The 25,149-nt window shown below is 66.1% G+C and carries 29 protein-coding genes; 15 read left to right on the forward strand and 14 right to left on the reverse strand.

Annotation, left to right across the window (positions count from 1 at the left end; genetic code table 11):
• Positions 1–134: 134 nt before the first annotated feature.
• Positions 135–503 carry a DUF4440 domain-containing protein gene (locus CH294_RS15310; protein ID WP_094738436.1) on the forward strand — a complete coding sequence of 123 codons (369 nt, stop codon included), beginning with the start codon at positions 135–137 and terminating at the stop codon, positions 501–503.
• Between the two features lie 112 nt (positions 504–615).
• On the opposite strand, the gene menE is transcribed toward CH294_RS15310, so the two are convergent.
• Genes menE through CH294_RS15335 form a run of 5 tightly spaced genes read right to left on the reverse strand, consistent with a single transcriptional unit; the run spans position 616 to position 3,903 of the window.
• Positions 616–1,752 (reverse strand): o-succinylbenzoate--CoA ligase, encoded by a 1,137-nt coding sequence (gene menE, locus CH294_RS15315; RefSeq protein ID WP_094738437.1) that lies wholly within the window; start codon positions 1,750–1,752, stop codon positions 616–618.
• A gap of 10 nt (positions 1,753–1,762) precedes the next feature.
• Positions 1,763–2,077 carry a DUF3349 domain-containing protein gene (locus CH294_RS15320; RefSeq protein WP_032380420.1) on the reverse strand — a complete coding sequence of 105 codons (315 nt, stop codon included), beginning with the start codon at positions 2,075–2,077 and terminating at the stop codon, positions 1,763–1,765.
• Between the two features lie 4 nt (positions 2,078–2,081).
• The gene (locus CH294_RS15325; RefSeq protein ID WP_037153701.1) at positions 2,082–2,411 is read right to left on the reverse strand and encodes a DUF3349 domain-containing protein; all 330 of its coding nucleotides are present in this window, start codon (positions 2,409–2,411) and stop codon (positions 2,082–2,084) included.
• 24 nt (positions 2,412–2,435) lie between these two features.
• Positions 2,436–2,723, reverse strand: coding sequence for a hypothetical protein (locus CH294_RS15330; protein ID WP_032380422.1), 288 nt, complete (start codon positions 2,721–2,723; stop codon positions 2,436–2,438).
• Between the two features lie 7 nt (positions 2,724–2,730).
• Positions 2,731–3,903, reverse strand: a complete 1,173-nt coding sequence (locus tag CH294_RS15335) for an inorganic phosphate transporter (protein WP_032380423.1) — start codon at positions 3,901–3,903, stop codon at positions 2,731–2,733.
• 186 nt (positions 3,904–4,089) lie between these two features.
• Here CH294_RS15335 and CH294_RS15340 point away from each other — a divergent pair, with 186 nt between their 5' ends.
• Together CH294_RS15340 and CH294_RS15345 are read left to right on the forward strand one after the other, a co-directional pair.
• A complete protein-coding gene (locus CH294_RS15340) occupies positions 4,090–5,439 on the forward strand; it encodes a hypothetical protein (RefSeq protein ID WP_037153889.1) in 1,350 nt (449 codons plus the stop codon).
• A gap of 96 nt (positions 5,440–5,535) precedes the next feature.
• Positions 5,536–6,825 carry an EAL domain-containing protein gene (locus CH294_RS15345; protein ID WP_037153698.1) on the forward strand — a complete coding sequence of 430 codons (1,290 nt, stop codon included), beginning with the start codon at positions 5,536–5,538 and terminating at the stop codon, positions 6,823–6,825.
• Here the strand turns inward: CH294_RS15345 and CH294_RS15350 are convergent.
• The 3 genes from CH294_RS15350 to CH294_RS15360 all read right to left on the reverse strand — a co-directional run bounded on the left by CH294_RS15350 (position 6,822) and on the right by CH294_RS15360 (position 9,283).
• Entirely contained in the window at positions 6,822–7,202 is a 381-nt protein-coding gene (locus CH294_RS15350; RefSeq protein ID WP_094738438.1) for a VOC family protein, read from the reverse strand. The genes CH294_RS15345 and CH294_RS15350 overlap by 4 nt on opposite strands.
• 76 nt (positions 7,203–7,278) lie before the next feature.
• Positions 7,279–8,349 carry a GGDEF domain-containing protein gene (locus CH294_RS15355; RefSeq protein WP_249305310.1) on the reverse strand — a complete coding sequence of 357 codons (1,071 nt, stop codon included), beginning with the start codon at positions 8,347–8,349 and terminating at the stop codon, positions 7,279–7,281.
• A 40-nt stretch (positions 8,350–8,389) separates the two neighbouring features.
• On the reverse strand, positions 8,390–9,283 hold the full coding sequence (locus tag CH294_RS15360; protein ID WP_032401906.1) for a 1,4-dihydroxy-2-naphthoyl-CoA synthase: 894 nt from the start codon (positions 9,281–9,283) through the stop codon (positions 8,390–8,392).
• Between the two features lie 67 nt (positions 9,284–9,350).
• Here CH294_RS15360 and CH294_RS15365 point away from each other — a divergent pair, with 67 nt between their 5' ends.
• From CH294_RS15365 to CH294_RS15375, 3 genes are read left to right on the forward strand one after another with little or no spacing between them, the layout of a single operon-like run.
• Positions 9,351–9,983, forward strand: a complete 633-nt coding sequence (locus CH294_RS15365; RefSeq protein ID WP_037153693.1) for a PaaI family thioesterase — start codon at positions 9,351–9,353, stop codon at positions 9,981–9,983.
• On the forward strand, positions 9,980–10,951 hold the full coding sequence (locus CH294_RS15370; RefSeq protein WP_094738439.1) for an o-succinylbenzoate synthase: 972 nt from the start codon (positions 9,980–9,982) through the stop codon (positions 10,949–10,951). The genes CH294_RS15365 and CH294_RS15370 overlap by 4 nt, the downstream gene beginning before the upstream one ends.
• Positions 10,952–11,002: 51 nt before the next feature.
• Entirely contained in the window at positions 11,003–11,446 is a 444-nt protein-coding gene (locus tag CH294_RS15375) for a hypothetical protein (RefSeq protein ID WP_032380429.1), read from the forward strand.
• Positions 11,447–11,530: 84 nt separating this feature from the next.
• On the opposite strand, the gene CH294_RS15380 is transcribed toward CH294_RS15375, so the two are convergent.
• From CH294_RS15380 to CH294_RS15395, 4 genes are read right to left on the reverse strand one after another with little or no spacing between them, the layout of a single operon-like run.
• Complete coding sequence (locus CH294_RS15380; protein ID WP_032380430.1) at positions 11,531–12,928, reverse strand: DUF2252 domain-containing protein; 1,398 nt, start codon at positions 12,926–12,928, stop codon at positions 11,531–11,533.
• A gap of 22 nt (positions 12,929–12,950) precedes the next feature.
• Positions 12,951–13,793: a siderophore-interacting protein gene (locus tag CH294_RS15385; protein ID WP_094738440.1), complete on the reverse strand. Its 843-nt coding sequence runs from the start codon at positions 13,791–13,793 to the stop codon at positions 12,951–12,953.
• A gap of 49 nt (positions 13,794–13,842) precedes the next feature.
• Positions 13,843–14,907, reverse strand: coding sequence for an AbrB family transcriptional regulator (locus tag CH294_RS15390; RefSeq protein WP_032401910.1), 1,065 nt, complete (start codon positions 14,905–14,907; stop codon positions 13,843–13,845).
• The gene (locus tag CH294_RS15395) at positions 14,904–15,491 is read right to left on the reverse strand and encodes a flavin reductase family protein (protein ID WP_032401911.1); all 588 of its coding nucleotides are present in this window, start codon (positions 15,489–15,491) and stop codon (positions 14,904–14,906) included. Before CH294_RS15395 ends, CH294_RS15390 begins: the two co-directional genes overlap by 4 nt.
• Positions 15,492–15,553: 62 nt before the next feature.
• Here CH294_RS15395 and menD point away from each other — a divergent pair, with 62 nt between their 5' ends.
• Complete coding sequence (gene menD / locus CH294_RS15400) at positions 15,554–17,164, forward strand: 2-succinyl-5-enolpyruvyl-6-hydroxy-3-cyclohexene-1-carboxylic-acid synthase (protein WP_094738441.1); 1,611 nt, start codon at positions 15,554–15,556, stop codon at positions 17,162–17,164.
• A gap of 15 nt (positions 17,165–17,179) precedes the next feature.
• Positions 17,180–17,923, forward strand: a complete 744-nt coding sequence (locus CH294_RS15405) for a class I SAM-dependent methyltransferase (RefSeq protein ID WP_094738442.1) — start codon at positions 17,180–17,182, stop codon at positions 17,921–17,923.
• Here CH294_RS15405 and CH294_RS15410 read toward each other — a convergent pair.
• Positions 17,920–18,423: a DUF2505 domain-containing protein gene (locus CH294_RS15410; protein ID WP_094704049.1), complete on the reverse strand. Its 504-nt coding sequence runs from the start codon at positions 18,421–18,423 to the stop codon at positions 17,920–17,922. The two genes, CH294_RS15405 and CH294_RS15410, sit on opposite strands and share 4 nt — an antisense overlap.
• A 54-nt stretch (positions 18,424–18,477) precedes the next feature.
• Here CH294_RS15410 and CH294_RS15415 point away from each other — a divergent pair, with 54 nt between their 5' ends.
• From CH294_RS15415 to CH294_RS15430, 4 genes are all read left to right on the forward strand, one after another.
• On the forward strand, positions 18,478–18,924 hold the full coding sequence (locus CH294_RS15415) for a DUF3592 domain-containing protein (RefSeq protein ID WP_052058672.1): 447 nt from the start codon (positions 18,478–18,480) through the stop codon (positions 18,922–18,924).
• On the forward strand, positions 18,917–19,342 hold the full coding sequence (locus CH294_RS15420; RefSeq protein ID WP_032401915.1) for a glutaredoxin domain-containing protein: 426 nt from the start codon (positions 18,917–18,919) through the stop codon (positions 19,340–19,342). The genes CH294_RS15415 and CH294_RS15420 overlap by 8 nt, the downstream gene beginning before the upstream one ends.
• A gap of 63 nt (positions 19,343–19,405) precedes the next feature.
• Positions 19,406–20,545, forward strand: a complete 1,140-nt coding sequence (locus CH294_RS15425) for a glycosyltransferase family 1 protein (RefSeq protein ID WP_212709804.1) — start codon at positions 19,406–19,408, stop codon at positions 20,543–20,545.
• Between the two features lie 14 nt (positions 20,546–20,559).
• Positions 20,560–21,255 (forward strand): demethylmenaquinone methyltransferase, encoded by a 696-nt coding sequence (locus CH294_RS15430; protein WP_052058671.1) that lies wholly within the window; start codon positions 20,560–20,562, stop codon positions 21,253–21,255.
• Between the two features lie 6 nt (positions 21,256–21,261).
• Here CH294_RS15430 and CH294_RS15435 read toward each other — a convergent pair whose 3' ends face one another.
• Positions 21,262–22,509 carry a geranylgeranyl reductase family protein gene (locus CH294_RS15435; RefSeq protein WP_094738443.1) on the reverse strand — a complete coding sequence of 416 codons (1,248 nt, stop codon included), beginning with the start codon at positions 22,507–22,509 and terminating at the stop codon, positions 21,262–21,264.
• A gap of 127 nt (positions 22,510–22,636) precedes the next feature.
• Between CH294_RS15435 and CH294_RS15440 the strand changes: the two genes are divergently transcribed.
• Genes CH294_RS15440 through phnC form a run of 3 tightly spaced genes read left to right on the forward strand, consistent with a single transcriptional unit; the run spans position 22,637 to position 25,127 of the window.
• A complete protein-coding gene (locus CH294_RS15440; RefSeq protein ID WP_094738444.1) occupies positions 22,637–23,323 on the forward strand; it encodes a hypothetical protein in 687 nt (228 codons plus the stop codon).
• On the forward strand, positions 23,320–24,333 hold the full coding sequence (phnD, locus tag CH294_RS15445; protein WP_094738445.1) for a phosphate/phosphite/phosphonate ABC transporter substrate-binding protein: 1,014 nt from the start codon (positions 23,320–23,322) through the stop codon (positions 24,331–24,333). Before CH294_RS15440 ends, phnD begins: the two co-directional genes overlap by 4 nt.
• A 5-nt stretch (positions 24,334–24,338) precedes the next feature.
• Complete coding sequence (gene phnC, locus CH294_RS15450; protein ID WP_052058668.1) at positions 24,339–25,127, forward strand: phosphonate ABC transporter ATP-binding protein; 789 nt, start codon at positions 24,339–24,341, stop codon at positions 25,125–25,127.
• The last annotated feature ends 22 nt before the right edge of the window (positions 25,128–25,149 follow it).

A 25,149-nucleotide genomic window follows, 5' to 3' on the forward strand; every position in this document is an offset into this window, starting at 1 on the left:
TCCCCTGCCCCGGCCCCTGATCGAGCGCAAACGCGCGCGCGTTTGCCAGACGCGCGCGAGTTCGCTACCTCGGCGCCATCTATTTCGCGCGCACCTGGCGAATGCGCTCGCGTTCGTGCGTGAGACAGTGACTCATGTCGCCCAACGATGAGCCCTGTTCGGACACCGACCTGTCGACAGTTCTCGAGCTCGAGCGAGAGTTGCAGACCCCAGAATGTCGACGCAACCGCGGGCGGCTGGTCAGTCTGCTCGCCGACGACTTCACCGAAGTGGGCGCCTCGGGCGCGGTGTGGGACAAGGCGTCGATCCTCGACCTACTGAGCAGCGAAGATTCCGCCGAGATCGAGGTGCTCGAACCGAGTGGGCGATCAATCAGTACGGATTTGGTTCTGGTGCACTGGATTTCGCGACGGTCGGGCATGCGGGCGCGTCGAACATCGCTGTGGCGTCGCATCGAATCGGGATGGGAATTGGTGCACCATCAAGGCACGCCGCTGAACTGACCGCCGCAAACGCGCTCGCGTTTGCCGAACGCGCGCGGGTTCGCCAACTATCTCGCGCGCACCTGACAAACGCGCTCGCGTTTGCGCCCGAACGAGCCGAGCAGCGGCCCGCTCAGCGCTTCCCCAGCATTGCCCGCAATTCTGCGCGGTTCAATTTTCCCGGGCCTCGGGTCGGCAGTGATTCGACCAGAAACAATTCACGTGGCGCGGCCGTGATGTCCAACGACGATGCGACGTGAGAGCGTAACTCCGCCAACGTGACCTGCGCGGAGGCGACCACCGCGACCACCACTTTCTGGCCGAGGCGCTCGTCCGGTAATCCGACGACCGCGCACTCTTGGACCGCGGGATGCGTTGCCAGCGCCGCTTCGACGACCTGCGGTACGACGGTCAAGCCACCCGTCGAGATGGCCTCGTCGAGTCGGCCGGTAATGCTCAATACCCCGTCGACCATTGTTCCCGCGTCGTCCGTGCGGAACCATCCCGGCTCGGCGAACGCCGGGTGATCGGGTAACCCGCGATATCCCGAGGCCAGGGTTCTTCCGCCCAACACGACCCTGCCCTCGTCGATGCGCACCACCGTGTTGCGTAACGGAACTCCGTCGTAGACGCAGCCGCCTGCGGTTTCGCTCATGCCGTACGTTCGAACCAAGCGGATTCCTGCGGCATGTGCCTTCTCCCGCAACGGAATCGGCGTTGCCGCGCCGCCCAGTAACACGGCATCGAGCGAGGCCAACGCAGTCACGGCCTCGGGGTTCTCGAATGCCTTCACCAACTGGCCGGGAACCAGGGACGTGTAGCGCAGGGGACCCGACATCCGGCCCACCGACTCGATCAGGGCGACCGGGTCGAAGCCGTGGGACACATCCATGATCACCGGCGAGGTTCCGGCGAGCACGCTGCGCAGCAAGACCTGCATCCCGGCGATGTGGTGTGCGGGCAGCGCCAGCAGCCACGAGCCAGGCCCGCCGAGCCGCTCCTCGGTGGCCGTCGCCGACGCGACCAGAGCGGATGCAGACAGCATGGCACCCTTGGGTATTCCCGTTGTGCCCGACGTTGCGACGACCAGTGCGACGCCGTCCTCGATAGGTGTGCCGGGTGCCAACGCGTCGTGCAGGCGTCGGATCTCGCGCGGGTCGTCGGCGGGGACGGGAAGTACGGCCGGTCCGTCACCGGCCAGCACACGGCTCAGCCGCGGCAGGATGTCTGCCGCGGCTGGTCCGGTCGGTATGGGAACGCTCTCGAGCACACGTGCGAGGTTAGTCCTCGCGGCGGAGCGTGAACGGGTCGGCCAGTGGCCAGCCACCGGCGGCGAGGTTCGCGCGTACCCGGTTGACGTCCTCTTCCCGGGGCATCTCGTTGGTGACCTTGGTGATGGTGACGGAAATACCTGCTTTGTCGGCAGGCAGCTGGCCGTCGGCGATGAGGGCATCCATCACCGACTGCACTTCGTCGTCGGACAGTCGCCGATTCAGAAGAGCAAGGAGGGGAACGTAATCCGCTTCGGGTACCCCGTCGGGATACCCACCGCGAAGCCACCCGACGATCGAGTGGAGGAACGACGGGACCGACATGGACTTACAGGGCCGCCGGATCCGCGAGCGGCCAACCACCGGCTGCCAGCCGCGCCGAGACACGAGAGATGTCCTCGGCCGTCGGCTCGGCGTCGATCTGTTCGCGGATGTACGTCGCGATCTCGTCGTGCGAGATGGCACCGTCGTCGAGTGCGCCGTTGGCGGGAGAGACCAGTTCGAGAACGATCTCCTGCACCTGAACGTCGGTGAGTGCGGCGCGGCGCAGGAGCGCGACGAGCGGGAAGCGGTCCTTGGGCGGAACGCCCTCGGGATATCCGGCTCGGAGCCATTCGAGCACCGAGGCCGGAAATGCGGTCTTGGTCGAGTCGGTCATGAGAGCTGTACCCCTTCTCGGGTGTCAGAAGACGGAGATGCCGAATGTGCTGTCGAGGAAGTTCTTCATGATGAAGAGGATTCCGGCCACGATCGCGACGACGACCACTGCGAAACAGAGGACGGCCGCGGCAGTGGCGACGGCCGGGCGGGCCACCCGGGTGGTGCCTGCGGCGGTGGCCTCGTCCGAGGGCTCACCGACCGAGAGTGCCTTGAGTCCGAAAGCGAAGATCGCGGGCAGTCCGGCACCGAGCAGGAGTCCGACGAGAACTACCTGCCAGAGCGAATCGAGCGTGTGCTTGAGGGTTTCCATGGTGTCTTCAGACCTTCGCGGGGGAGTCGGCTTCGGTGGCGGCGGGAACGAGTCCGCCGTCCCACTCGGCGTTCACGTTGTCCGGATCGACGGGTTCGCGGCGCGAGCGGATGTACATGACAGTGGCCAGGCCGACGAGGATGGCGAAGACCACGAGGATGCCGGGCAGACCGCCGATCGTGTGTGCGAGCAGCCAGCATGCGGCACCGACCACTCCGGCGAGCGGAAGGGTGATGACCCAGGCGACGGCCATGCGGCCTGCGACGTTCCATCGCACTGCGGCACCGGGCTTGCCGAGTCCCGATCCGAGGATCGAGCCGGTGGCAACCTGGGTGGTCGAGAGCGGGAGGCCGAGGTGGCTCGACGTCAGAATGATTGCTGCCGAGGATGATTCGGCGGCCATGCCCTGCGGAGATGCGATCTCGACCAGGCCCTTGCCCAGGGTGCGGATGACGCGCCAGCCGCCGAGGTAGGTGCCCAACGCGATGGCGAGTGCACAGGTGACCTTGACCCACAGGGGCATCTCGGCATCGGGTGAGACGGTGCCGTAGGCAACGAGCGCCAGGAAGATCACGCCCATCGTCTTCTGGGCGTCGTTGGTGCCGTGCGCGAGCGATACGAGCGAGGCCGAACCGATCTGGCCCCAGCGGAATCCGCGCTCCTTCGACTTCTCGGGAACTGCGTCGGTGATGCGGTAGATGATCCAGGTTCCGACGGTGGCCACGAGTCCGGCGACGATGGGGGCGAGCACGGCTGGCAAGACGATCTTGCTCCACACCCCGTCCCACACGACACCGCTGGTTCCCAGCCCCGCCATGGTGGCACCGATGAGGCCGCCGAACAGTGCGTGCGAGCTGCTCGACGGGATGCCGAGCAGCCAGGTGGCGAGGTTCCACAGGATGCCGCCGACGAGGCCGGCGAAGATGATGGTCAGCAGGGCTTGGCCGCCGGTGTCGCCGAGGTTGACGATGCCTTTCGCGACGGTGGCAGCCACCTCTACGGACAGGAAGGCACCGACCAGGTTGAGGACGGCAGACAGGGTGACCGCGACTTTGGGCTTCAGTGCCCCCGTCGCGATCGACGTCGCCATGGCGTTGGCGGTGTCGTGGAAACCGTTGGTGAAGTCGAAGGCCAATGCCGTCACGACCACCACGAGAAGTACGAGGAATTCAGCGCTCACGGTGGAAAGTGTGGGACATGAACGTTGTTTCGCGGAAATTTCTTGCGAAGTGTTCTTCTTGGGCGCTGTGAAGTCGCCCGCAGTTCACCTCCCGTTCACCTTTTTGCCTTATATGTCCAATTTTGCTGTGTCGCAGCACACGGCGGTCGTCGCCTCGAACCGAGCCGTTGTGGAACAGTGGAAACCGTGAAGGGATCGAGCATGGACGACGCGGTGTCGGCCGCTCTGTCGTATTTCGATTCCGTCGATCCCGCGCTCGCTGCCGATGCGCGTCTGGGGTGGGACGGTCTGGTCGGCGTGTCTCCGCCTGCGGGCCCCACTCAGCATTCTGTGCAGTCCTTTCTCTGGGTCTATCTGCGGCACGCCGCGGAGGGTCCCGATCGCGGCGTCGACATCGCTCGCGCGCTCGGCGAGTTGCTCGACCGCCTCGGCCGCGTCGGATACGCAGACATCGCGCGCAGCGCGGTCACCGAGGAGCTCGTCCGAACACCCGACGACGCGGCCTGGTTGCAGAAGTACCGCGCGGCCACCGATCAGTCGGGCATCGGTGCCCTCGACACAGAACTGGTCACCTGGCAGGACGCCCCCACCGGCATCGAGCGGGTCATCGTCGAAAAGATCGGCGAGACACTGGAAGTGGCGACCATCGCCGGCGAGTTCGAACCGTCGAGGCCGGGTGGTAGACCACTCGGTGCCAACGCGCGGGCCATGCGGCGACGCGGCGTCACCGACGCGGTGTTGACCTCCGATCGCGGGAGGGACCACTCCGAGGCCGTTCTGCTGGAGCAACTGCTCGACCACCGCATCGAACTCTGGAGTGGTTACAGCGCACCGCGGGCAGAGCTCTATCTGGGGCTGCGCGACGCGCTGCACGATGCCGTCGAGCCGATGTACGGCTGCGTTCGCAGGCTGGAGACCTTCATCGGATGCATCGGTGACGGTGTCGCGTTGACCGATGCCGGCTACTTGCCCGACGAGTTGGTGGCAACCATCGCGAACACCGTTTTTCCTCCGAACGAGCGTCCCTCCCGTATCGGTCGTGAACTCGACACGGAGAAGATTCTCGTGCTCCGACGCCTGCTCATGCGGGTGCGTCTGCTGCGTCGATCCGCCGGACGGTTGGTGCCCACCGCCCGCACCCGGCAGCTCAGCTCCGACGGACTGTGGCGTGTGCTCACCGGCGGCATCGTCGGCACTGGATATCACCCGGACACGATTGCCGCGGAGGTGATTCTTGCTCGCATGATCGTCGGTCAGGACGTCTCCGACGTGGAGACGAGCGCCGACGACCTGGCGCGACTGTTGCGTGCCGAAGGATGGACCCACGCAGGCGAGGCTCCGTCTCCCGAGCATGCCGAACCCCTGGCCAGGACCTTGGTGGCCGAGCTGAGCGCACTCGGAGCAGTCGAGTTCTCGGAAGGCGATCGTACGTCCGGATCGCACACTGCCGGATCGGTCGCGACCGAAGAAGGCAAGCGGCTCGCAGCTGCGGTACTGCGGCACCGTCTTCTTCACACGCGCTATCCGTCGTTGTGACCACTCCGAGTTGGGCTATCGGTCGAATCTGCCGAACTCGCCCGGTTAAGCTCACGTGGATCCGGTTCCAGAACGGGCCCGGTCTTGGGTGAGGAGATGCCGGTGGACGGTGAGGTCGCGGACACCGCGCGCTCCCAGTCTCGCCGACAGAGCGACTCCGCTCGTCGATATCTCGATTTCGAGGCGACCACTCCAGCGTTGCGTTCGACGGTCGAATTCGCCGCTCGCAGCGTCGGATTCGCCATCGCCCAGCTCAACGTGCTCGACGAAGACACTCAGTACACGCTGGTCAACGTGGGCGGGCCGCCGGTGTCCACCGTCGACCGAGCCGACACGCTGTGCGACGACGTGGTGCGAACCGGGGACCCCGCAGTCGTCGCGCTCGGGCGCGTGCACGCCACCACCCGGCAGCGCGCCATCCTCGACGACAACGGCATCGCGTCCTACGCCTCCGTTCCGTTGCGCGGTCGAGAAGGTCTGGTCATCGGCACCCTGTGCCTGCTCGATCGCACGCCGCGATCACTCTCGGGTGAGCAGATGCAGGAACTCGAACAGTTCGCGTCGGTGCTCGAGGAGCAACTCGATCTGCATCGCCGCGTCGGATCCGGCGTCATCCGCTTGGGCAGCGACAACGACATCGCCGACTCCATTGCCGACGGTCACATCGTGCCCTGGTTCCAGTCGATCGTGGATCTGCGGACCGAGGAGATCGTCGGCTTCGAGGCGTTGGCGCGCTGGCACCACCCCACCCGTGGGATGGTGGTACCGGCGGATTTCGTCCCGTTCGCCGAGGCCAGCGAACTGATCATCGACGTCGACCTCAGTGTGCTCACCCAGGCCGCCGCCGAGATGAAGAAGTGGCACGTCCACCGTCCCGACCTTCGGCTGACAGTCAACATTTCCGGACGCCACCTCGCCCACCCCGACGGCGTCAGCCACCTCGAACGCGCCATCGCGTCGTCCGGAGTGTCCCCGTCGTCGATCTCGCTCGAACTCACCGAAACCACCGCCGTGACACCGGGCCCGTTGCTGCGCCGGCACATCGACGACGTGCATCGGCTGGGCTTCCGGGTGCTGCTCGACGATTTCGGTTCGGGCTGGTCCTCGCTCGAACGGTTGGTGACATTGCAGCCCGACGGCATCAAGATCGACGGTCACCTGACGCGGTTCGTCGATACCGTCGCCGGACGGGCGATGATCAGGTCGCTGGCCGGAGTCGCGAAGGACCTCGATCTGACGATGATCGTCGAAGGCATCGAAAGCCGCGAACAGGCCGACGCTGCACTCGAACTCGGGTGCACCCTGGCACAGGGGTACCTGTGGTCGCGGCCGCAGTCGGCGCAGTCGGTACTGCGTACGATCGCCGACAGCGTGGGCAGCGGTTAGCGGTTGTCTCGTCGTAGCGGGTGATCCTGCGGGATCTGCACCAGCACGATCCGAATCCCGTCCGGATCCTCGATCCACATTTCGATCAGGCCCCACGGTTCCGTTCGCGCCTCGCGCACGATCGGAATCCCCGCTGATTCCAATTCCTCGGTTACCGAGTCGATGTCGCGTACTTGCAGCCACAGCGCGCCGGAGAACGTTCCTGGCTCGTCGCCGCGATGATGCGCCGCGATCTCGAGCAAACCCTGGCCCACGAACAACACCGTGCCGCCGGGATACTCCCGAAACACGGCAAGAGAGAGGCCATCGCGATAGAACTCGAGGGTCTTCCGATAGTCGGCCGGCCGCAGAATTGTCCGAGAAGCGAGGATGTCCACCCCGCATGGATACCACGCTCACGCGCGGTCGTTCCGGATCATGGTCGTTCCGCGGGCTCCACTCGGCGGGTTCGACTCACAGCACGCTCTTGATCACCCGATCGCCGCCCGCAGCCTTGGCCTCGTACATCATCGAGTCCGCCACCCGTGTTGCGCGCGTGACGATGTCGACGTCCTGATCCCACAGCGCCGAATCCCAGTACACGATGGCTGCCCCGATGCTGACGGTCACCGAGACGGAGTCGGCCGGGTCGCGTAGGGCTCGGCGCACTCCGTGGATCAGCGCGTCGATGTGCAATCGCGACGTCGACACCACGGCGAGGTACTCCTCACCGCCGGTGCGGGCGAGCACCCCGTACTCGCCGAGGTGGGATCCGAGCCGCTCGGCGACGCGCACGATGACCGCGTCTCCTTCCTCGTGCCCGTAGCGGTCGTTGACGGCTTTGAAGCGGTCGATGTCCACCACCAGCACGGCCACGCACCGATCCTGGTCCCGCCCGAGCAGCCACACGTCGTCCACGGCCGCATCGAGTCCGCGTCGATTGAGCAGTCCGGTGAGCGGATCGAGAAAGGAACTTCGAGCGTCCTCGGTCAGAACGGTCACCAGCAGGTGCGAGGTCAGCGGAACCCCGGCGATCGCCAACAGCACCACGTTGGTCCGGAAGATCAACGATGCGATGTCCACGTCGTCGGCAGCGTGGGTCGCCACTGCAGCCGCGACAGTGCACGCCACTGCGAAGAACAAATGGGCCACCAGCCAGCGCGGGCTGAGGAAGAACGTGCAGAAGGTGCCGATCACGGCGAACAGTGCGCACGTGAGAATGGCGTCCACGATCGGGTTGATCAGGAGCGCGGACGCTGTGCCCAGGTCGGCGAACACGGCGAAGGCCACCACCCCCAATCGGCCGGGGAACGGCCTGGTGATCCACGCCGCCGCAACCACCACGACCATCACGAGCAAGACGGCTTTCCAGCCGATCGCGACGACGCTCCGCGAGGTGCCGACGGAAAAGAGAGACACCACCGCAAGAGCGCCGTAGTTCAGCGTCAGGACGGCCATCACCCAGCGGATGAGTCGTCCGGTGGGACGCGAGTTCTGAAAATCCGCCATCCAGGCGTAGTCGAACGGCTGCAGAAACCAACGCACGAGTGCGTTCCGAGAGCCGCCTGGGGAGTTCACGAGCGGGTCAGAAATAACGAGGGAACGGTGACCAGTCGGGCTCGCGCTTCTCCAGGAACGAATCGCGCCCCTCCACGGCCTCGTCCGTCATGTACGCCAGGCGAGTCGCTTCACCGGCAAACAACTGCTGGCCCACCAGGCCGTCGTCCTGCAGGTTGAACGCATACTTGAGCATCCGTTGCGCCTGGGGGGACTTCGCGTTGATCTTCGCGGCCCACTCGATGGCCGTGTTCTCTAGCTCGGCGTGATCGACCACCTTGTTCACCGCGCCCATGCGGTGCATCTCCTCGGCCGAGTACGTCTCGCCGAGGAAGAATATCTCTCGGGCGAACTTCTGACCGACCATCTTGGCCAGGTACGCGCTGCCGTAGCCACCGTCGAAGCTGCCGACATCGGCGTCGGTCTGCTTGAACCGAGCGTGCTCGCGGCTCGCCAGCGTCAGATCGCACACCACGTGCAGGCTGTGGCCCCCGCCCGCTGCCCAGCCGTTGACCAGACAGATGACGACCTTGGGCATGAATCTGATCAACCGCTGTACTTCCAGGATGTGCAGGCGGCCGGCGCGAGCCTTGTCGACCGTCTCGGCCGTTTCACCGTCCGCATACTGGTAACCACTTCGTCCACGAATGCGCTGATCGCCGCCGGAGCAGAAGGCCCAGCCGCCGTCCTTGCTGCTCGGCCCGTTTCCGGTGAGCAGCACCGTTCCCACGTCGGAGCTCACCCGTGCGTGCTCGAGCGCGCGGTAGAGCTCGTCGACAGTGTGCGGCCGAAACGCGTTGCGAATCTCGGGACGATCGAACGCAACTCGCACGGTCGCATCCGACACGTGCCGGTGATACGTGATGTCGGTCAGATCTTCGAAACCGGGAACGGGGAGCCACAGCTCGGGAGTGAAGGTCACGGGCGTCAGCTTAACGGTGGCCGGGGTTGCATCCGTGCCGACCGGTCGGTGCAGCTAGCGTGCAGTCATGACCGATCCGAAGCAGCTCGACCGCGATTACGACCATCACGGAGGCTTCCCGCGTTTCGTGCCGGCGAAGGTGGGCCCGGAATACGGGCAGCTGCTCGAGGCCTTGCGCACGGTGCAGGACCTCGCGGTGTCCACCTCGCTGCCTGCCGAGGTCGCCGAGACAGCCGCAGGCAAGGCCCGAGAACTGATCGAACTATTGACGCCGCACGTGGTGGCCGAGGGCCGTCAGACGGCCGGGCGAGTTCCGCGTCTGCCGGGCCGAGGCTCGCTGTTGCTGATGCCCTGGATCATCGAGAAGATCGACGCCGACGGCGTCCGCAGCCGGGGCATGTTCCGGCGTTTCCATCTCGGTGGTAACTCCGCCGCGCACGGCGGCACGCTGCCCCTGCTGTTCGACGACCTCTTCGGCCTGATCCAGCACGCCTACGGCAGGCCCATCAGCAGGACGGCGTACCTGCACATCAACTACCGCAAGGTGACGCCGCTGAACACCGAGCTGGTCGTCGAGGGTGCAGTGGACAGGGTGGAGGGGCGTAAGACGTTCATCAACGCTCGGCTCACCGATCTGGACGGCAACCTGTTGGCCGACTGTGAGGCGTTGATGGTGCAGTTGCTTCCGGGGCAGCAATGATCCCGGCGGTCGACGATCTGCTCGACGGCGCACACGTGCTCTCGATGCCGATGCGGACGAAATTCCGCGGCATCACCACCCGCGAGGTGATGTTGATTCAGGGGCCCGCCGGATGGGGTGAGTTCTCGCCGTTCACCGAGTACGACGACGGCGAATCGGCTCCGTGGTTGGCGTCGGCGATCGAGGCTGCGTGGGAGGGCCCGCCGAGCCCACTGCGTCGACGCATCCCGGTGAACGCGACGGTTCCTGCGGTGCCTGCCTCCGAGGTGGCGTCGGTGCTGAGTCGGTCTCCCGGGGCCGAGACGGCGAAGGTGAAGGTGGCCGAGAAAGGGCAGACCCTCGCCGACGACGTCGCTCGCGTCCGTGCAGTGCGCGAGCTGGTGCCGCGGGTCCGAATCGACGCCAACGGCGGCTGGACCGTCGACGAGGCGGTGACGGCGCTGGCGGCCCTGACAGCCGACGGTCCCCTCGAGTACGCCGAGCAACCGTGTGCCACCGTTGCCGAGCTCGTCGAACTGCGGCGTCGAACACCGGGGATACGGGTGGCCGCCGACGAGAGCATCCGCCGAGCCGAAGACCCGATGAGGGTCGTGCGGGCAGGCGGAGCCGACATCGCGGTGCTGAAGGTCGCTCCGCTGGGCGGGATGCGGGCGGTGCTCGAACTGGCCGGCGAACTGGGGGAGTACGGCGTGCCGGTGGTGGTGTCGAGTGCGCTCGATTCCGCGGTCGGTATCTCGGCCGGGTTGGCCGCAGCCGCTGCGCTGCCGCATCTCGAATTCGCGTGCGGATTGGGGACGGGCAGCCTGTTCGTCCGTGACGTCGCCCCGGCACCGGACGTGGTCGACGGAACGTATCCGGTGCGCAGCGCCGAACCGGATGCGCAGGCCCTGATCGAACTCGGTGCCGACGCCGAGCGCACGCAGTGGTGGATCGATCGAGTTCGGCGCTGCCACGCCCTTCTGCGGTAGTCTTGCGCCCGGTCCGCGTTGGGCCGCTACACATCTGGGAGGAACTTCGAAGTGGTTGCTGCACTGAAGGATTCGCTGCTCGACGAGTCGAAGGCCGACGCGCTGCGCGTCGATGTCCTGGCGCTGATCGACGCCGAGGTTGCGGACAAGAAGGGCGCGAGCGGGCTCGCGGTCAAGGGGGGATACGGCGCAGTGAAGAAGGTCGGGCCGTCGTACATCGACAGCGCGGTCTCGGCTCTGTGGCCCGATTTCGTGGACAAGCTCGACCCGTTCTGGCAGTCGTACAACGCTGCCCCGCAGGGCACGTTCGGTGAGTACCTCGCCGCGAACGGCGACGCCGCCTCCGACGCATTGCTCTCGGTCACCGATGCGCGCATCGAGGAAACCGACAAGTCCGTCGTGAAGAAGTTCTACGGCAGCCTGCGTGGCTCGGCCAAGAAGAACGTCACCGAGGCACTGCCTCGGGTGGGTGACCTGGTCACCAAGCACGCCTGAGCGGCTTCGCCGCATGTGAGCGTGGAGCCCTCGGGTCGTTCCGCGGGCTCCACTCCCACCTCGTACCCTGCTACGAGTTTCTGCTCACATGCGCGTAGCGCTCAACCGCTCCCAATCGGCCTCGGTCTGATCTGCATACAGCCGCGCGAATCGGCCCAAAGCAACGTCGAGCTCATCGGAATCGCCGGTGTATCCCGAGATCATCGATGCGCCGCTGGTGCGGGCATGTCCCTTGGCCAGGAGGCGCCCCACCACCCGCGCGTAGTCCACCAGGGCCGGTGCATCGATCGACGAGAGATCGATCGTCCCCTTCATGTTGCGGAACTGCCGCACGTAGTACTGCCGGCCGGCGATAGTGGTCCAGCCCAGCAGCGGATCGCTCACCGTCTGCAGATCCTGTTGGTACTCCACGACTCGTTGTCCCTGATGGTCGTGCCACGCCGATTCGCCGTGCACGTACGGTGCGAGCACCGACCGTCTGGCCTGCTTGAGCTGCAGAAACACCACATCGTCCTCGCTGGTGCCCTCGAGTAGCGCGACGTACGCCCGAAGCCCGACACTGCCGACTCCGACGACTCGGTGCGCGACGTCGATCAACGTGTATCCCCCCAGCACCCGACGCCAATGCGGGGTGAGGGTGAGCAGGTATTCGTCCAGCCCGACGGCGAGGAGCTCTTCGTCCTTCGCCGAGATGCGTGTGGTGATCGGCGGCTCCTCGACGATCCTGCGCTTGCCCTCGTGCTCCTCGGTGAATCGAGGCAACACGCGATCACTGGTGCGCCGACGCGCTTTCTTGGTGGCGCGCTTGATCTCCTTGCGCAACGATCCGGCGGTGGCGTCCCGTTGCAGTTTCTCTGCCGTCAGACGCTGGAACGAGCGCGACATCAGCGGCTCGTCCGCCAGCCTGGCCACCTCGATCCGATACGAGGACACACAGGCGGTGACGGCATCGCGGCACTGATCCTCGCTGCGTCCGTTCTGCCGCCCGGCCACCCAGATGCTCGCGGCGAGGCGTCGTAGATCCCACTCCCAGGCTCCCGGATGCGCTTCGTCGAAATCGTTGAGGTCGATGACGAGGTCACGTTCCGGCGAGGCGTAGAAGCCGAAATTGCCGAGGTGGGCGTCGCCGCTGATCACCGGGTTGATTCCGGTCGAGGGCAGCATCGCGACGTCCCGAGCCATGACGATGGCCGTTCCGCGCAGAAATCCGTAGGGGGATTCGACCATCCGCTCGAGGCGGGTGGGAATCAACCATTCGATGCGGCCCTGATGCGAGTATTCGATCTGCTTGACCGGGTCGGGGCGATCCGGCGGCGCTGTCCACTCCCCGAGCGAGGCGATCGGCACCTTCTCGCGCAGGCGTCGACCCAGTTCGTACCGCTCGGCCCGGGGGAGCGGCCGAGCGCGCAGTGATGCGTACGGTGCGCCGTCGACCCCTACCGAGTCGGTGACGACGGTGTGACCTTTTACGGAGCCGGACATGTGAGATCACACTAATCGAGCGCTACGGGGCGGCTTTACCGAACTTCCAGTATCCGGTGAAGCAGATCTGCGACTTGGGCACGGAACGCTCGTTCACCAGGTATCGGCGCAGGCCCGTCGCCAGTCCCTGTTCCCCTGCCACGTAGACGACGGGATGTCCGTCGGGCAGCTCGGCCTTCTGCACCGCGGCCAACGCTGCGTCACCGGGCTTGGCGTGAGGATTGGGGCGCACGATCCATTCGATCTCGACGCCTGCCTGCACGTCCTGCATCTGGATGTCGGCCTCGGTGGGAACTTCGATGAAGGCCTTGACCCGAACGTCCTCCGATGACGACCGCAGAATGCCGAGAACGGCCGGGGCCGCGCTCTCGTCGCCGACGAGCAACTGCCAGCTCGATCGTCCGTCGTCGGTGTAGATGCGCCCTTCGTCGAGAATCGCGACCCGGTCGCCCGGAGCGGCCTTCTGCGCCCACACCGACGCCGGGCCACTGCCGCCACCAGATCCGCCGGCCCCACTCCCGTGCACCACGAAGTCCACATCCAGCTCCGGGCCGTCGCCGTGCTTGCCCTGTCCCGCAGCCCGGTACCGGCTGATGGTGTAGTTGCGGACCACCGGCTTGGTGTCCTTGGAGAACGCCAGATACTGCGCGTACCAGAGCATCGAGGTGGTGCTGGGGATGCGCGGCTCGTCCTGACCCGGCTGCGGCAGAAACAGGCGAAACCAATGGTCGTAGCCCATGTATCGGAAGTTCGACATCGAATCGCCGCCGAGGGTGACCCGGATGAAGCTGGGGCTGATTCGGTCGCTCTCGAGCACGGTGAGGCGGTAGAAAGCGGGCTTGTCCGGCTTGAGGTACTTGCTCATGTCGCAGAGGTTAGCCGACCCTAATCACCGATGGGGTTGCGTCGATGTCTCAGTCGGGCCGGCCGCGCCGGTACCGCTGGACCACCTTGGCTCCGACGGGCACCGCGAACAACATCATGAACACCCGGATGACCTGGGCAGCCACGACGAACGTCACGTTCGCGCCGGTCGAGGCCGCGATGGCAAGTACCGCGTAGACCCCGCCCGGCGTAGTCGCGAGGTAGCCCTCGTACCCGCTCGTTCCGGTTGCCGACGCCAACCACAATCCGAGCATCGCGCAGCCGACCGTGACGGCGATGATCAACATCAGCGATGCGGGCAGCACCCGTGAGATCGACTTGAGGCTGGCGACGGTGAAGCGCAGCCCGGCCTGCCAGCCGATCACGATGTACGCCGCCCACAGCAACAGCGTCGGGACGGATGCGTCGAACGAGACGCCGAGTACATCGGCGAGCGTGGCCATGATCAAAGGGCCGAGCAGGGCGGGGGCGGGCAGCCGGATCGCGCGAGCCAGCACCACGCCGATGACGCCGCAGATCAGGACGAACGTGAGATCGATCCAGAGCGCCTCGTGCACGTCGGCGGTGACCGTCGATTGTCCGGGCTGAGCGCGAAACACCAGGGTCGCGACCAGTGGCAACGTAGTGGTCACCAGCACGACGCGGAGATACTGCACCACCGCCACGACTCGTTCGTCGCCGCCGAGCTCCTGCGTGATCGCCACCAGCCCCGACGCTCCGCCCGCGACGAGGGCCAGAGAACCGGTCAGCGAATCGATATCTTTGCGAAGTCCGAGCAGCGCTCCTGCCGCGATCGACAGCAGCAGGGTGCCGATGCACGCCAGCAGTACCGGCAGCCACGTATCGCCCAGCGAGCTCAGGGTCTCACGCTGCACCAGTGTTCCGATTTCGACGCCGAGTATCGCCTGCGCCGCCATCCCGAGTCGGCGCGGCAGCGGTGCCCGTTCGGTGCCCGTTGTCGGAGCCCAACCGGCGAGTGCGAACACCACGGCCACCAACAACGCAACGAACAATGCCGCCGACGGCACACCGAGCGCATCGGCTCCGACGGTCAGTCCGACCGTGACGGCTATCAGCAGCAGCCAGCGAATCAAGAAGGTCGCTCGATCTCACGAACCTCGGGCGGCAATCCCCACTCGGTACGGCCGAGGCGACTGAGCGGGGCAATGGTCTCGAACTCGGGGAGTCCGTCCTCGGCGAGGAATTCGGGTCGTACCGACAGCGCGACGACGGTGCCCATGACGACGAAGCAGTTGCCCACCTCGACGACGCGATGCAACGTCGCCTCGATGGCGATCGGTGCGGCCGCCACTCGCGGCGGCGTCACGATCGCACTGGGCTCGCTCTCGATGCCGACCGCTTCGAACTCGCTGACGCCGTGATCGAAGCTCGCCGAGCTGTCGTTGACCTGATCGACCAACGGTGCCGTCGCCAGATTGACGACGAACTCACCGGTGGCCTCGATATTGCGCAGGCTGTCCTTTCGGCTCACCGACGTGAACTGCACGACCGGCGGCTCCACCGAGGAGACCGTGAAGAAGCTGTAGGGCGCGAGGTTCGCCACACCGTCGGCGGACACGGTGGACACCCACGCGATGGGCCTGGGCACCACCGATGCAGTCAGGAGCTGGTAGAAGCGACGTGGGGTGACCTCATCGGGTCGGAAGACTGTACGCACCCCTCAATACTGTCAAAGCCCGGTTGCGGCGGCCGACCGGAGCATCTGACACTCTGGAAACCGTGAACCCGTCCACTGCTCAGGCCACTGCTGTCGTCGACGAACTGGCGCGCAGCGGGATCGAAGACGTCGTGCTCTGCCCCGGCTCGCGGAACGCCCCGCTGGCGTTCGCGTTGCAGGAAGCCGACGTGGCCGGACGTCTGCGGTTGCACATGCGGATCGACGAGCGCACCGCCGGATTTCTTGCCATCGGATTGAGCCTGGGCAGCGGCCAGCCCGTTCCGGTGGTGATGACGTCGGGGACGGCGGTGGCGAACCTCGGACCCGCCGTACTCGAAGCGAACTACGCCCGCATCCCGTTGATCGTCATCAGTGCCAACCGGCCCTACGAGATGCTCGGTACCGGAGCCAACCAGACCATCGAGCAGCTCGGCCTGTTCGGATCCCAGGTTCGCGCGACCATCAGCCTCGGGCTCGCCGAGGAGGGGCCGAAACAGAACAGTCAGTGGCGCAGCGCGGTCTCGCGAGTCATCGCTGCGGCGCGCGGCGCTCGCTCGGGCAACGCCGGGCCCGTGCACTTCGATATTCCACTGCGTGAACCTCTGGTTCCCGCCTTCGGCGATCCGGGGGCGCGGCCCGAAGGGCGTCCCGACGGGATGCCGTGGACGTCGACCACCCAGGCGACGCTGGACGTGCCGGTCGAGCTGGACCTGACAATCGACACCGTGGTCGTATCCGGGCACGGCGGCGCCGTTCGTCCTGAGCTTGCCGGCTTGCCGACCGTCGCCGAGCCGACCGCGCCGCTGCACGGAATTGCGTTGCACCCCTTGGCTCTGGCGCAGTTGAAACCGCGTCAGGCCGTCATCACCGGTCGTCCGACACTGCACCGCCAGGTCTCGGCGCTGCTTGCCGACCCCGCCGTCGACGTCATCGCGCTCACCACCGGACCGCGTTGGCCCGACGTCTCGGGCAACGTGTTGGCCACCGGCACCCGAGCGGTCACCACCGGTGCGCCCGACCCCGCCTGGATCGCCCGTTGCGCCACCCTGTCCGACAGGGCCGAACTGGCTGTGCACGAACAACTTCGAGAGCATCCCAAGCCGACGGGGCTGCACGTGGCCGACGTCGTGATGTCTGCGCTGCAGCCCGGCGATCAGCTGGTGCTCGGAGCTTCCAACCCCGTGCGCGACGCAGCACTCGTCTCGACTCCGATCCCGGGCGTGAAGGTCCTCTCCAATCGCGGCGTTGCCGGCATCGACGGCACCGTCTCGACGGCCATCGGTGCCGCGATGGCCGGAAAGCGGCGCACCATAGCGCTTCTCGGGGACCTGACGTTTCTGCACGACGCAGCGGGCATGCTCATCGGAACCGGCGAGCCGCGTCCCGACGATCTGACGATCGTCGTCGCGAACGACGACGGCGGCGGTATCTTCGAGCTGCTCGAGCAGGGGGATCCGCAGTATGCGGGCGTGTTCGAGCGAGTATTCGGTACGCCACACGGAATGGATCTCGGAGCGTTGTGCGCGGCCTACCGTGTGGAGCATCGCTTGGTCGAGTTGTCCGAGCTGGCAACCGAACTCACCGCGCATGCCGAGGGGATCAGGGTGTTGGAAGTGACCACGGAGCGATCGGGATTGCGCGATCTGCACGCGGCAATTCGCGCCCGGTTGTAGTAGGGGCGAGAGAGCGTGCCCGATCGGATGTTCGAGCATCCCCGGCTGACGGCCATCTACGATGCGCTCGAAGGCGAGCGCTCCGATCTGGACGTCTACGTGTCGGCGGCCCAGGATGTCGATGCTCGCGATGTGCTCGATATCGGTTGCGGAACAGGGGCTTTGGCGCTGCTCCTGGCCTCTCGTGGGATAGCGGTGACCGCACTCGATCCGGCGGCCGGATCACTGGAGGTGGCCCGACGCAAACCGGGTGCCGAACAGATTCGGTGGGTTCAGGGGTACGCCGGGGACCTACCGGCACTCCAGGTCGATCTGGTGACGATGACGGGCAACGTCGCGCAGGCCATCGTCGACGACGACGACTGGTCGCTCACGCTGGCGCGAATCCACGATGCACTGCGTCCGGACGGATGTCTGGTGTTCGAGACTCGCATACCTACTCGCACGGCCTGGACCGAGTGGAACAGACGAGACTCCTTAGCAGTGCGCGAGATTCCGGGTGTGGGCCGGGTGGAGAGCTGGCTGGAGACCACCGAGGTGAACGGGCCTGTGGTGAGTTTTCGGTGGACGTACGTCTTCGCCAGTGACGGTGAAGTGCTGACGTCGAATTCGACGCTGCGGTTCCGCGAGCGCGACGAGGTGGAAGGTGCCCTCGTCGAGCACGGGTTCACGATCCGCGAGGTCCGCGATGCTCCCGACCGACCGGGTCGAGAGATGATCTTCTACGCCCACAGGGATCCGGGCATAGACATCCGCTAGCTCTGTTGCGCCGCAACCCATTCGAGCGTTTCGCCGGTCTCCTGGTCGATCATGTCCTTGATCATCTTGTTGATCAGGTCCTCGATCTTGCCGCCGACGAGTGGAATCTTCACCGTCGATTCGCCCTTGACGACCAACTTCGCACCGGTTCCGTCGGGTCGAAGAGACAGCGTGCCGTTCACCTTCGCCGGTAGACCGGTGGTGCCGCCGATCAGCGTTCCCTCGGCGTGGTCGCCCTCGAGCGGACCCCAGTGATCGGTGCGGGAGACGATCAGCTTGCCCTTGATGACCTTCGTGACGAATCCGGGGAGTTCGGAGGTGCCGACCTCTTCGGTGATGTCGACCGTCAGACCGCCGTCGGGGTGCTTGGTCATCTCGTACCCGTCCGTCTTCTTCGCCTTGGCGAAGCGGGCTGCCCACTGGTCCTCGCTGGTGAGTGCGGCGTGCACTTCAGCGGGAGGATTGGGCGATTCGACGGTGAATTCGAAGCTGCGAGACATGAGAGCAGACGCTACCCGAGCCGAGCCCGATCGGCTGCGAAGTAATCTGTCGAAGTGACCGACACAGCCCGAGGCAGCCGAACCCTGCGCAGGACCCGGCTCGTCGTGCTCGTGGTCGCCACTTCGATTTCGGTGCTGGCGGTGTTGCTGGTGGTCGGAGCCTGGCGAAACGACGTCACCATCGATTCCGACAAGGGCACCGCCACCGCCGAAGTACTGTCGGCAGGCAAGCTGCGGTCGGCCGTCAGCTTCATCACTCCGGACGGCGTGACGCACAACCCGGCGCTCGGCGTCCTGTATCCCACCAACCTCGTCGCGGGCCAACGCATCGAGGTCGAGTACTACAAGGCCGACCCCGACGACGTCGAATTGCTGGTGCGGGTCGCAGGCCGTGACGCCACCGTCGCCATCGTTCCGGCCGGATCGGTCATCGTCGTCACATGGTTGATAGCCGGGCCTGTGTTGTTCTGGCTCCGTCGCAAGGAGGCAAAGTATGCGTAACGCCAAGCAGTGGGGCATCGCCGCTCTCGCCGCGGTGGCCGGGTTCGCGTTGGTGAATTTCGGCAACATCGCGTCGTCGATCGTCGTGATGGTGCTTGCCGTGGTGTTCCTACTCGTTCTGACGACTCCGGTGCTGTATCCGCGTTCTCTGTCCGACGACGCCTCGCGAGTGCTCGCGGCAGAGAAGTCGGTGCCGTTGATCTACTGGCGCCCGGGCTGCATCTTCTGCCTGCGACTGCGGGTGGCGCTGCTGCTACGCGGGAAGAAAGCAGTGTGGACGAGCATCCGCCAGGATCCTGCTGCGGCAGCGCGGGTTCGGTCGGTCAACGACGGCAACGAGACGGTCCCGACGGTGTTCGCCGCGTCCGAGCACCGCACCAACCCCGATCCGTCGTGGGTGCTCACGCAATTCGTGTGACGTTGGCCCACACGTAACGTTGTCCATACCTGGTCGACGGCGAGGCCGCCCACACTGAGGATCGTGCGAGTAGCCATCGTTGCGGAATCGTTCTTACCCAACATGAACGGCGTCACCCACTCGGTGATCCGTGTCCTCGAACACCTCGACAAGACCGGGCACGATGCCATCGTCATCGCCCCGGACAATCCGTCCGGCCCGAAGGCTGCGACGTGGCACGACAACGTTCCGGTGCATCGGGTGCCGTCCGTGATGGTTCCGAAGGTGAGCTCGTTGCCCGTCGGGGTCCCCGGACTCGGCATGGTGTCGGCATTGCGCGAGTTCGCCCCCGACGTCGTGCATCTGGCCTCGCCGTTCCTGCTCGGGGCCGGTGGCCTGGCCGCCGCCAACCGATTGGACGTGCCCGCAGTTGCCGTCTATCAGACCGATGTCGCCGGTTTCGCCGCGAGTTACGGCCTGGGCCTGACGTCCAAGGCGGCGTGGCGCTGGACCAGGAGACTGCACCGCGGCGCGGCCCGCACCCTGGCACCGTCCACCTCCGCCGTCGACGCTCTGGAGCTGCACGGCATCCCGCGCGTCCATCGGTGGGCCAGGGGAGTGGACGCCGTCCGCTTCGCGCCCTCTGCCAAGTCGCAGACGCTCAGGAGCCAGTGGGGAGCAGGCGAGAAGCTGATCGTCGGCTTCGTCGGCAGGCTCGCCCCGGAGAAGCATGTCGAGCGGCTCGCCGTCCTCGCCGCAGACCCGTCGATCCAGCTGGTGATCGTCGGCGGCGGACCCGACACTGCAGCGCTGCAGAAACTGATGCCCACCGCGATCTTCACCGGTCAACTCGGTGGCGTCGAACTCGCGCAGGCGTACGCCAGTTTCGACGTCTTCGTGCATCCCGGCGAACACGAAACCTTCTGCCAGGCAGTGCAGGAAGCACTTGCCAGCGGAGTGCCCGTCATCGGACCCGACGCCGGCGGCCCGCGCGATCTGATCTCGCATTGCCGCAACGGCTATCTGCTGCCGGTCGAGAGGTTCACCGAGCTACTGCCCAGCGCCGTCGGAGCACTGGCCGAACCCATCGCCCGCGCCCGCTTCGGCGACGCCGCTCGTAAGTCGGTTCTGCACCGCACCTGGCCGGCCATCTGCGACGAGCTGATCTCTCATTACTACGACGTGCAAGGCATCACAGCGCCGCAGGCGGCGAACGTTGCTTGAGTAGTCTGGACCTCGTGGCCCAGACATCACGCGCAACCCTGGCAAAAGAGCCCCACGAGGTGGCGTCGATGTTCGACGGCGTCGCCCGTCGATACGACATCACCAACACGGTTCTGTCGTTCGGGCAGGACCGCAGTTGGCGCAAGCTGACGCGTCGAGCGTTGGCTCTCGAACCCGGAGAGCGGGTACTCGACCTTGCAGCAGGTACCGGGGTCTCGACCGTCGAGCTCGGCCGCAGTGGAGCGTGGTGCGTGGCCACCGACTTCTCCAAGGGCATGTTGCAGGCGGGATTGCAACGCGGCGTTCCGATGGTAGCGGGTGACGCGATGGCGCTGCCCTACGCCGACGCCAGCTTCGATGCGGCCACCATCTCGTTCGGCCTCCGCAATGTCTCGGACTTCGACGCCGGACTGCGCGAGATCGCCCGGGTCACCAAACCCGGTGGACGCCTTGTGGTGTCGGAGTTCTCCACCCCGGTGTTCGGCCCGTTCCGCACCGTGTACATGGAGTACCTGATGAAGGCGCTTCCGAAAGTCGCTCGTGCAGTGAGCAGTAACCCCGATGCCTACGTCTACCTGGCCGAGTCCATCCGTGCCTGGCCCACGCAGGAACAGTTGGCGCAGCGCATCGCCGATGCCGGCTGGACGGATGTGCAGTGGCGCAACCTCACCGGTGGAATCGTGGCGCTGCACAAGGCAACTCGACCGTAGAGCGGTTCACGAAAATGGCGGCCGGGAGTCGATTTTCAGTGACCCGGTTCCCGATGCCCGCCAGGTGCGGGCGACGAGGTCACTGTCGGCCTCGGTGATGAGGTTGCCCATGCAGCGGACGGCAACTTTCATCAGGGCCCGCGAGCGCATGCCCACCGGTCCCGCTGCGGGCAGGAATCTCGGCACGGTCAACAGACCGGCGAGGCGTCGCGCAATGGAGAACGCCTGTCCGTAGTGCTCGCGCAGCAGGGTCGGCCAGGCGTCGGTGAGGTCGGGGTGATCGAGCAGGTCGATCACCATGCGGCCGCCCTCGAGTCCGTAGTCGATGCCCTCGCCGTTGAGTGGGTTCACGCACGCTGCGGCGTCGCCGATGATGGCCCAGTTGGTGCCCGCGACACCGGAGACAGCGCCGCCCATCGGGAGCAGCGCCGACGCCACCGCACGCAGTTCGCCTGTCAACGCCCATTCCGGACGCCGCTGCTGGGTGTAGAGGTCGAGCAGTGGGCGCAACGCGCCGGGTGCCGGTTTCTTGGCCGTGGCCAGGGTGCCGACGCCGATGTTGATGTTCCCGTCGTTCAGCGGGAAGACCCAGCCGTAGCCGGGCTGCAGAGTGCCTGCGGCATCACGTAATTCGAGGTGCGAGCTGATCCACTCGTCGTCGCTGCGTCCCGAGGTGATGTACGCGCGAGCCGCGACGCCGAAGGCGGTGTCCCGATGCCACTGCCGCCCGAGTTGCTTGCCCAGGGTGGAGCGGACGCCGTCGGCAACGATCAGTGTGCGGCAGGAGATCTCGTGGGTGCCGGTGGCGGTCTGCAACGTCACCGACCGGACGGAGTTTCCCTCTCGGGTGACGGCAACGGCCTTCGACCCCTCGGCCATGACCGCCCCGGATTCGACGGCAACCGCGCGAATTCGATCGTCCAATTCGGTTCGGGGAACGGCACTTCCGACAGTGGGCAGGGATTTGCTCGGCCACTCGAGCTGCAGTTCCTGGCCGAATCCGCTCAACCGCAGACCGCGATTGCGTGCCTTGCCGCGCACCCATTCGCCCAGGCCGAGCTGATCGAGTTCGGCGACGGCGCGAGGCGTCAGGCCGTCGCCGCAGGTCTTGTCCCGAGGAAAGACGGCTGCGTCGACGAGGACGACGTCGCGGCCAGATCGTGCTGCCCATGCCGCCGCGGACGATCCTGCAGGGCCCGCGCCCACGACCAGAACATCGGTCGAGGTGGGTGGGGCCGGCTGGGGAGTGCTCACGTACTCCAGTATCCGGATTTACGCGATCGGGTGCGTCGAGGGCCTCCGGTTAACGCCGTGTGAACGCTTGTTTCATAGATTCAGAATCGATGGACGGATCGTTCATGACGGGTCTAGCGTCTCTCTCGTGCACCGACCGATCCTCCTACTCGACTTCGACGGCACCGTCTGCCTCGGCGACGACCCCGTGCGGGCGTACGCAGACGCTGTCGCCGACGGCCTCGACACGGCCTCTGCCGAAACACTGCGCGCCGGGTTGACGGCTTTCCTCGAGACCGGTGCGGGGGAGTACCTCGACGGCTACTCCGCCGTCCAGCACCTGTCGATGGGCGTCGATGCTGCCACCCTTGCCGCGGCGTACGCGCACTCCCGCGAACGCCTGGCGGCGGGCGAGCTCGAGGTGTGGGCTCCCGCCGGGCTCGCGGCATTCCTCGGCCGTGTGTCCGCCGAGGTCGTGCTGGCTACCAATGCCCCACAGCGCGGCGTGATGGAAACCCTCGAGCGTCTCGGTCTGACCGGGCGCATGGACCGTGTGTTCACCGATGCAGGTAAGCCCGAGAAAATGCCCGAGCTGGTGGAGTCGCTACTGGACACGCGGCCACCGCATCTACTGGCCAGCGTCGGCGACATCTGGCGCAACGATCTCGACGCGCCGCATCGTCGCGGCGCCGTCACCGCCTACATCGACCGTCACGGTCATCCTCGGCCGGAGGCGACGTTCTGCGCCTCGACGTTTCAGGCCATGTACGACGAACTCCTCGAATGGTCCACCGAACCAGCAGCATTCGCACTCACCCATGAAGGACAGTCATGAGAATTCGTACGCCCTTGCTCGCGGTGGTTGCCACCGGACTGCTCACTGCCTCGCTCGCCGGGTGCGGTGCCCGCGACGAGTCCACCACCGAGTCCACGGCTGCGTCGCCCTGCACCGGGTCCAGCGCTGCAGACGCTGCCGACCCGTCCGAGCTGACGCTCGCACTCGTCCCCTCGGGGGATGCCGACAAGCTCGTCGAAACCGTCAAGCCACTGCAGGACGCACTGACCGAGCGCCTCGGCATCCCCGTCCGCGGCGTCATCACTCAGGACTACCAGGCGGCGGTGGAGGCCATCGGTGCGAACCAGGCGCAGATCGGCATGCTGCCACCGCTGCAGATGGTGCAGGCCTGCAACAAGTACGGTGCCGAGCCGGCTCTGCAGACGGTGCGTAAGGGCAAGACCACGTACGCGGCGCAGTTCTACACCAACAACCCCGACAAGTACTGCGACGACGCACCCGTCACGGGAGCCAACGGCCTGCTGTACTGCAACGGAACCGAAGGTGGCACGGGCCCAGCAGGACTCGACTCGCTGAGCAAGATGAAGGATGCCAAGACCGTCATGCTGCAGTCAGCGTCCTCGGCCGGATTCGTCTTCCCCTCCGCCGCGCTGAAGGCGGTGGGCATCGACTCCACCACCGACCTCGACCTGACGCAGGTCACCTCGCACCCGGCGGCGGTGCTGTCGGTGAACAACGGCGACGATGAGGTGGGTGTGTCGTTCTGGGACGCCCGCGAAACCGTCGTGAAGGACACCCCTGATGTGGCGAAGAATCTGGTGGTCTTCGCGCTGACCAACGAGATCCCCAACGACGGTGTCTCGATCAGCAGTTCGCTCAGCCCTGATCTACAGCAGCGCATCTCGGACGCGATGGAGGATTACGCGTCCACCCCCGAGGGCGTCGAGGCTCTGACGGCGATCTACCAGATCACCGGACTCGACAAGGCCGATCCCGCTGCGCTCCAGCAGGCGCAGACCGAGGCGGACTCCATCGGCCTGGGGAACTGATTCGGATGAGCGGCGACAGCATCGCATTCGACGACGTCTCGGTCACCTACGCGGGCGGCCACACCGCGCTCGACGGCGTGACGCTGGAGATTCCAGCGGGCCAGATGGTTGCCGTCGTCGGGTTGTCGGGCGCAGGAAAGTCCACGCTGATTCGCACCATCAACGGCCTCGTTCCAGCCACCTCCGGCACCGTGACCGTCGGTGATCGTGCTGTGAACAGCTTGAGCAACAAAGGTTTACGAGATCTGCGCGGCGACATCGGCATGATCTTCCAGGGCTTCAACCTCGCCAAGCGCACCAGCGTGTTGAACAACGTGATGATGGGCCGGCTGCACAGCTCGCCGATGTGGCGAACACTGCTCGGTGCGTGGTCCGCAGAAGACACCGAATTGGGAATGCAGGCGCTCGAACGAGTCGAGATCGTCGGCAAGGCTTATCAGAAGGCGTCGTCGCTCTCCGGCGGTCAGCAGCAACGGGTAGCCATCGCGCGAGCATTGGCGCAGCAGCCGCGGGTGATCCTCGCGGACGAACCGGTGGCCTCGCTCGATCCGCCGACCTCGCACGTCGTCATGCGGGATCTGCAGCGCATCAACGCAGAGCTCGGCATCACCGTCGTCGTCAACCTGCACTTCCTCGATCTGGCCAGGCGCTACGGCGACAGGTTGATCGGACTGCGCGACGGCAAGGTCGTGTTCGACGGCCATGGCCGGGACGCCGACGAAGCGGTGTTCGAGAGTATCTACGGTCGCTCGCTGACCGCCGAGGACGTGCTGGAAGCCAAGGCCGAACTGTGAGTGCGCCGCTGGCAAGTCGCCC

The organism is Rhodococcus sp. 14-2483-1-1, assembly GCF_002259335.1.
Classification (GTDB): domain Bacteria; phylum Actinomycetota; class Actinomycetes; order Mycobacteriales; family Mycobacteriaceae; genus Rhodococcoides.

Bases quoted from the DNA above. Each gene is read 5' to 3' on its own strand.
- CH294_RS15385 (WP_094738440.1), bottom strand. From the start codon at position 13,793: ATGAGCAAGTACCTCAAGCCGGACAAGCCCGCTTTCTACCGCCTCACC.
- CH294_RS15330 (WP_032380422.1), bottom strand. From the start codon at position 2,723: ATGGAAACCCTCAAGCACACGCTCGATTCGCTCTGGCAGGTAGTTCTC.
- CH294_RS15310 (WP_094738436.1), top strand. From the start codon at position 135: ATGTCGCCCAACGATGAGCCCTGTTCGGACACCGACCTGTCGACAGTT.
- CH294_RS15325 (WP_037153701.1), bottom strand. From the start codon at position 2,411: ATGACCGACTCGACCAAGACCGCATTTCCGGCCTCGGTGCTCGAATGG.
- CH294_RS15420 (WP_032401915.1), top strand. From the start codon at position 18,917: ATGCGTAACGCCAAGCAGTGGGGCATCGCCGCTCTCGCCGCGGTGGCC.
- CH294_RS15370 (WP_094738439.1), top strand. From the start codon at position 9,980: ATGATCCCGGCGGTCGACGATCTGCTCGACGGCGCACACGTGCTCTCG.
- CH294_RS15365 (WP_037153693.1), top strand. From the start codon at position 9,351: ATGACCGATCCGAAGCAGCTCGACCGCGATTACGACCATCACGGAGGC.
- CH294_RS15410 (WP_094704049.1), bottom strand. From the start codon at position 18,423: ATGTCTCGCAGCTTCGAATTCACCGTCGAATCGCCCAATCCTCCCGCT.
- CH294_RS15320 (WP_032380420.1), bottom strand. From the start codon at position 2,077: ATGTCGGTCCCGTCGTTCCTCCACTCGATCGTCGGGTGGCTTCGCGGT.
- CH294_RS15380 (WP_032380430.1), bottom strand. From the start codon at position 12,928: ATGTCCGGCTCCGTAAAAGGTCACACCGTCGTCACCGACTCGGTAGGG.
- phnC (WP_052058668.1), top strand. From the start codon at position 24,339: ATGAGCGGCGACAGCATCGCATTCGACGACGTCTCGGTCACCTACGCG.
- phnD (WP_094738445.1), top strand. From the start codon at position 23,320: ATGAGAATTCGTACGCCCTTGCTCGCGGTGGTTGCCACCGGACTGCTC.
- CH294_RS15345 (WP_037153698.1), top strand. From the start codon at position 5,536: ATGCCGGTGGACGGTGAGGTCGCGGACACCGCGCGCTCCCAGTCTCGC.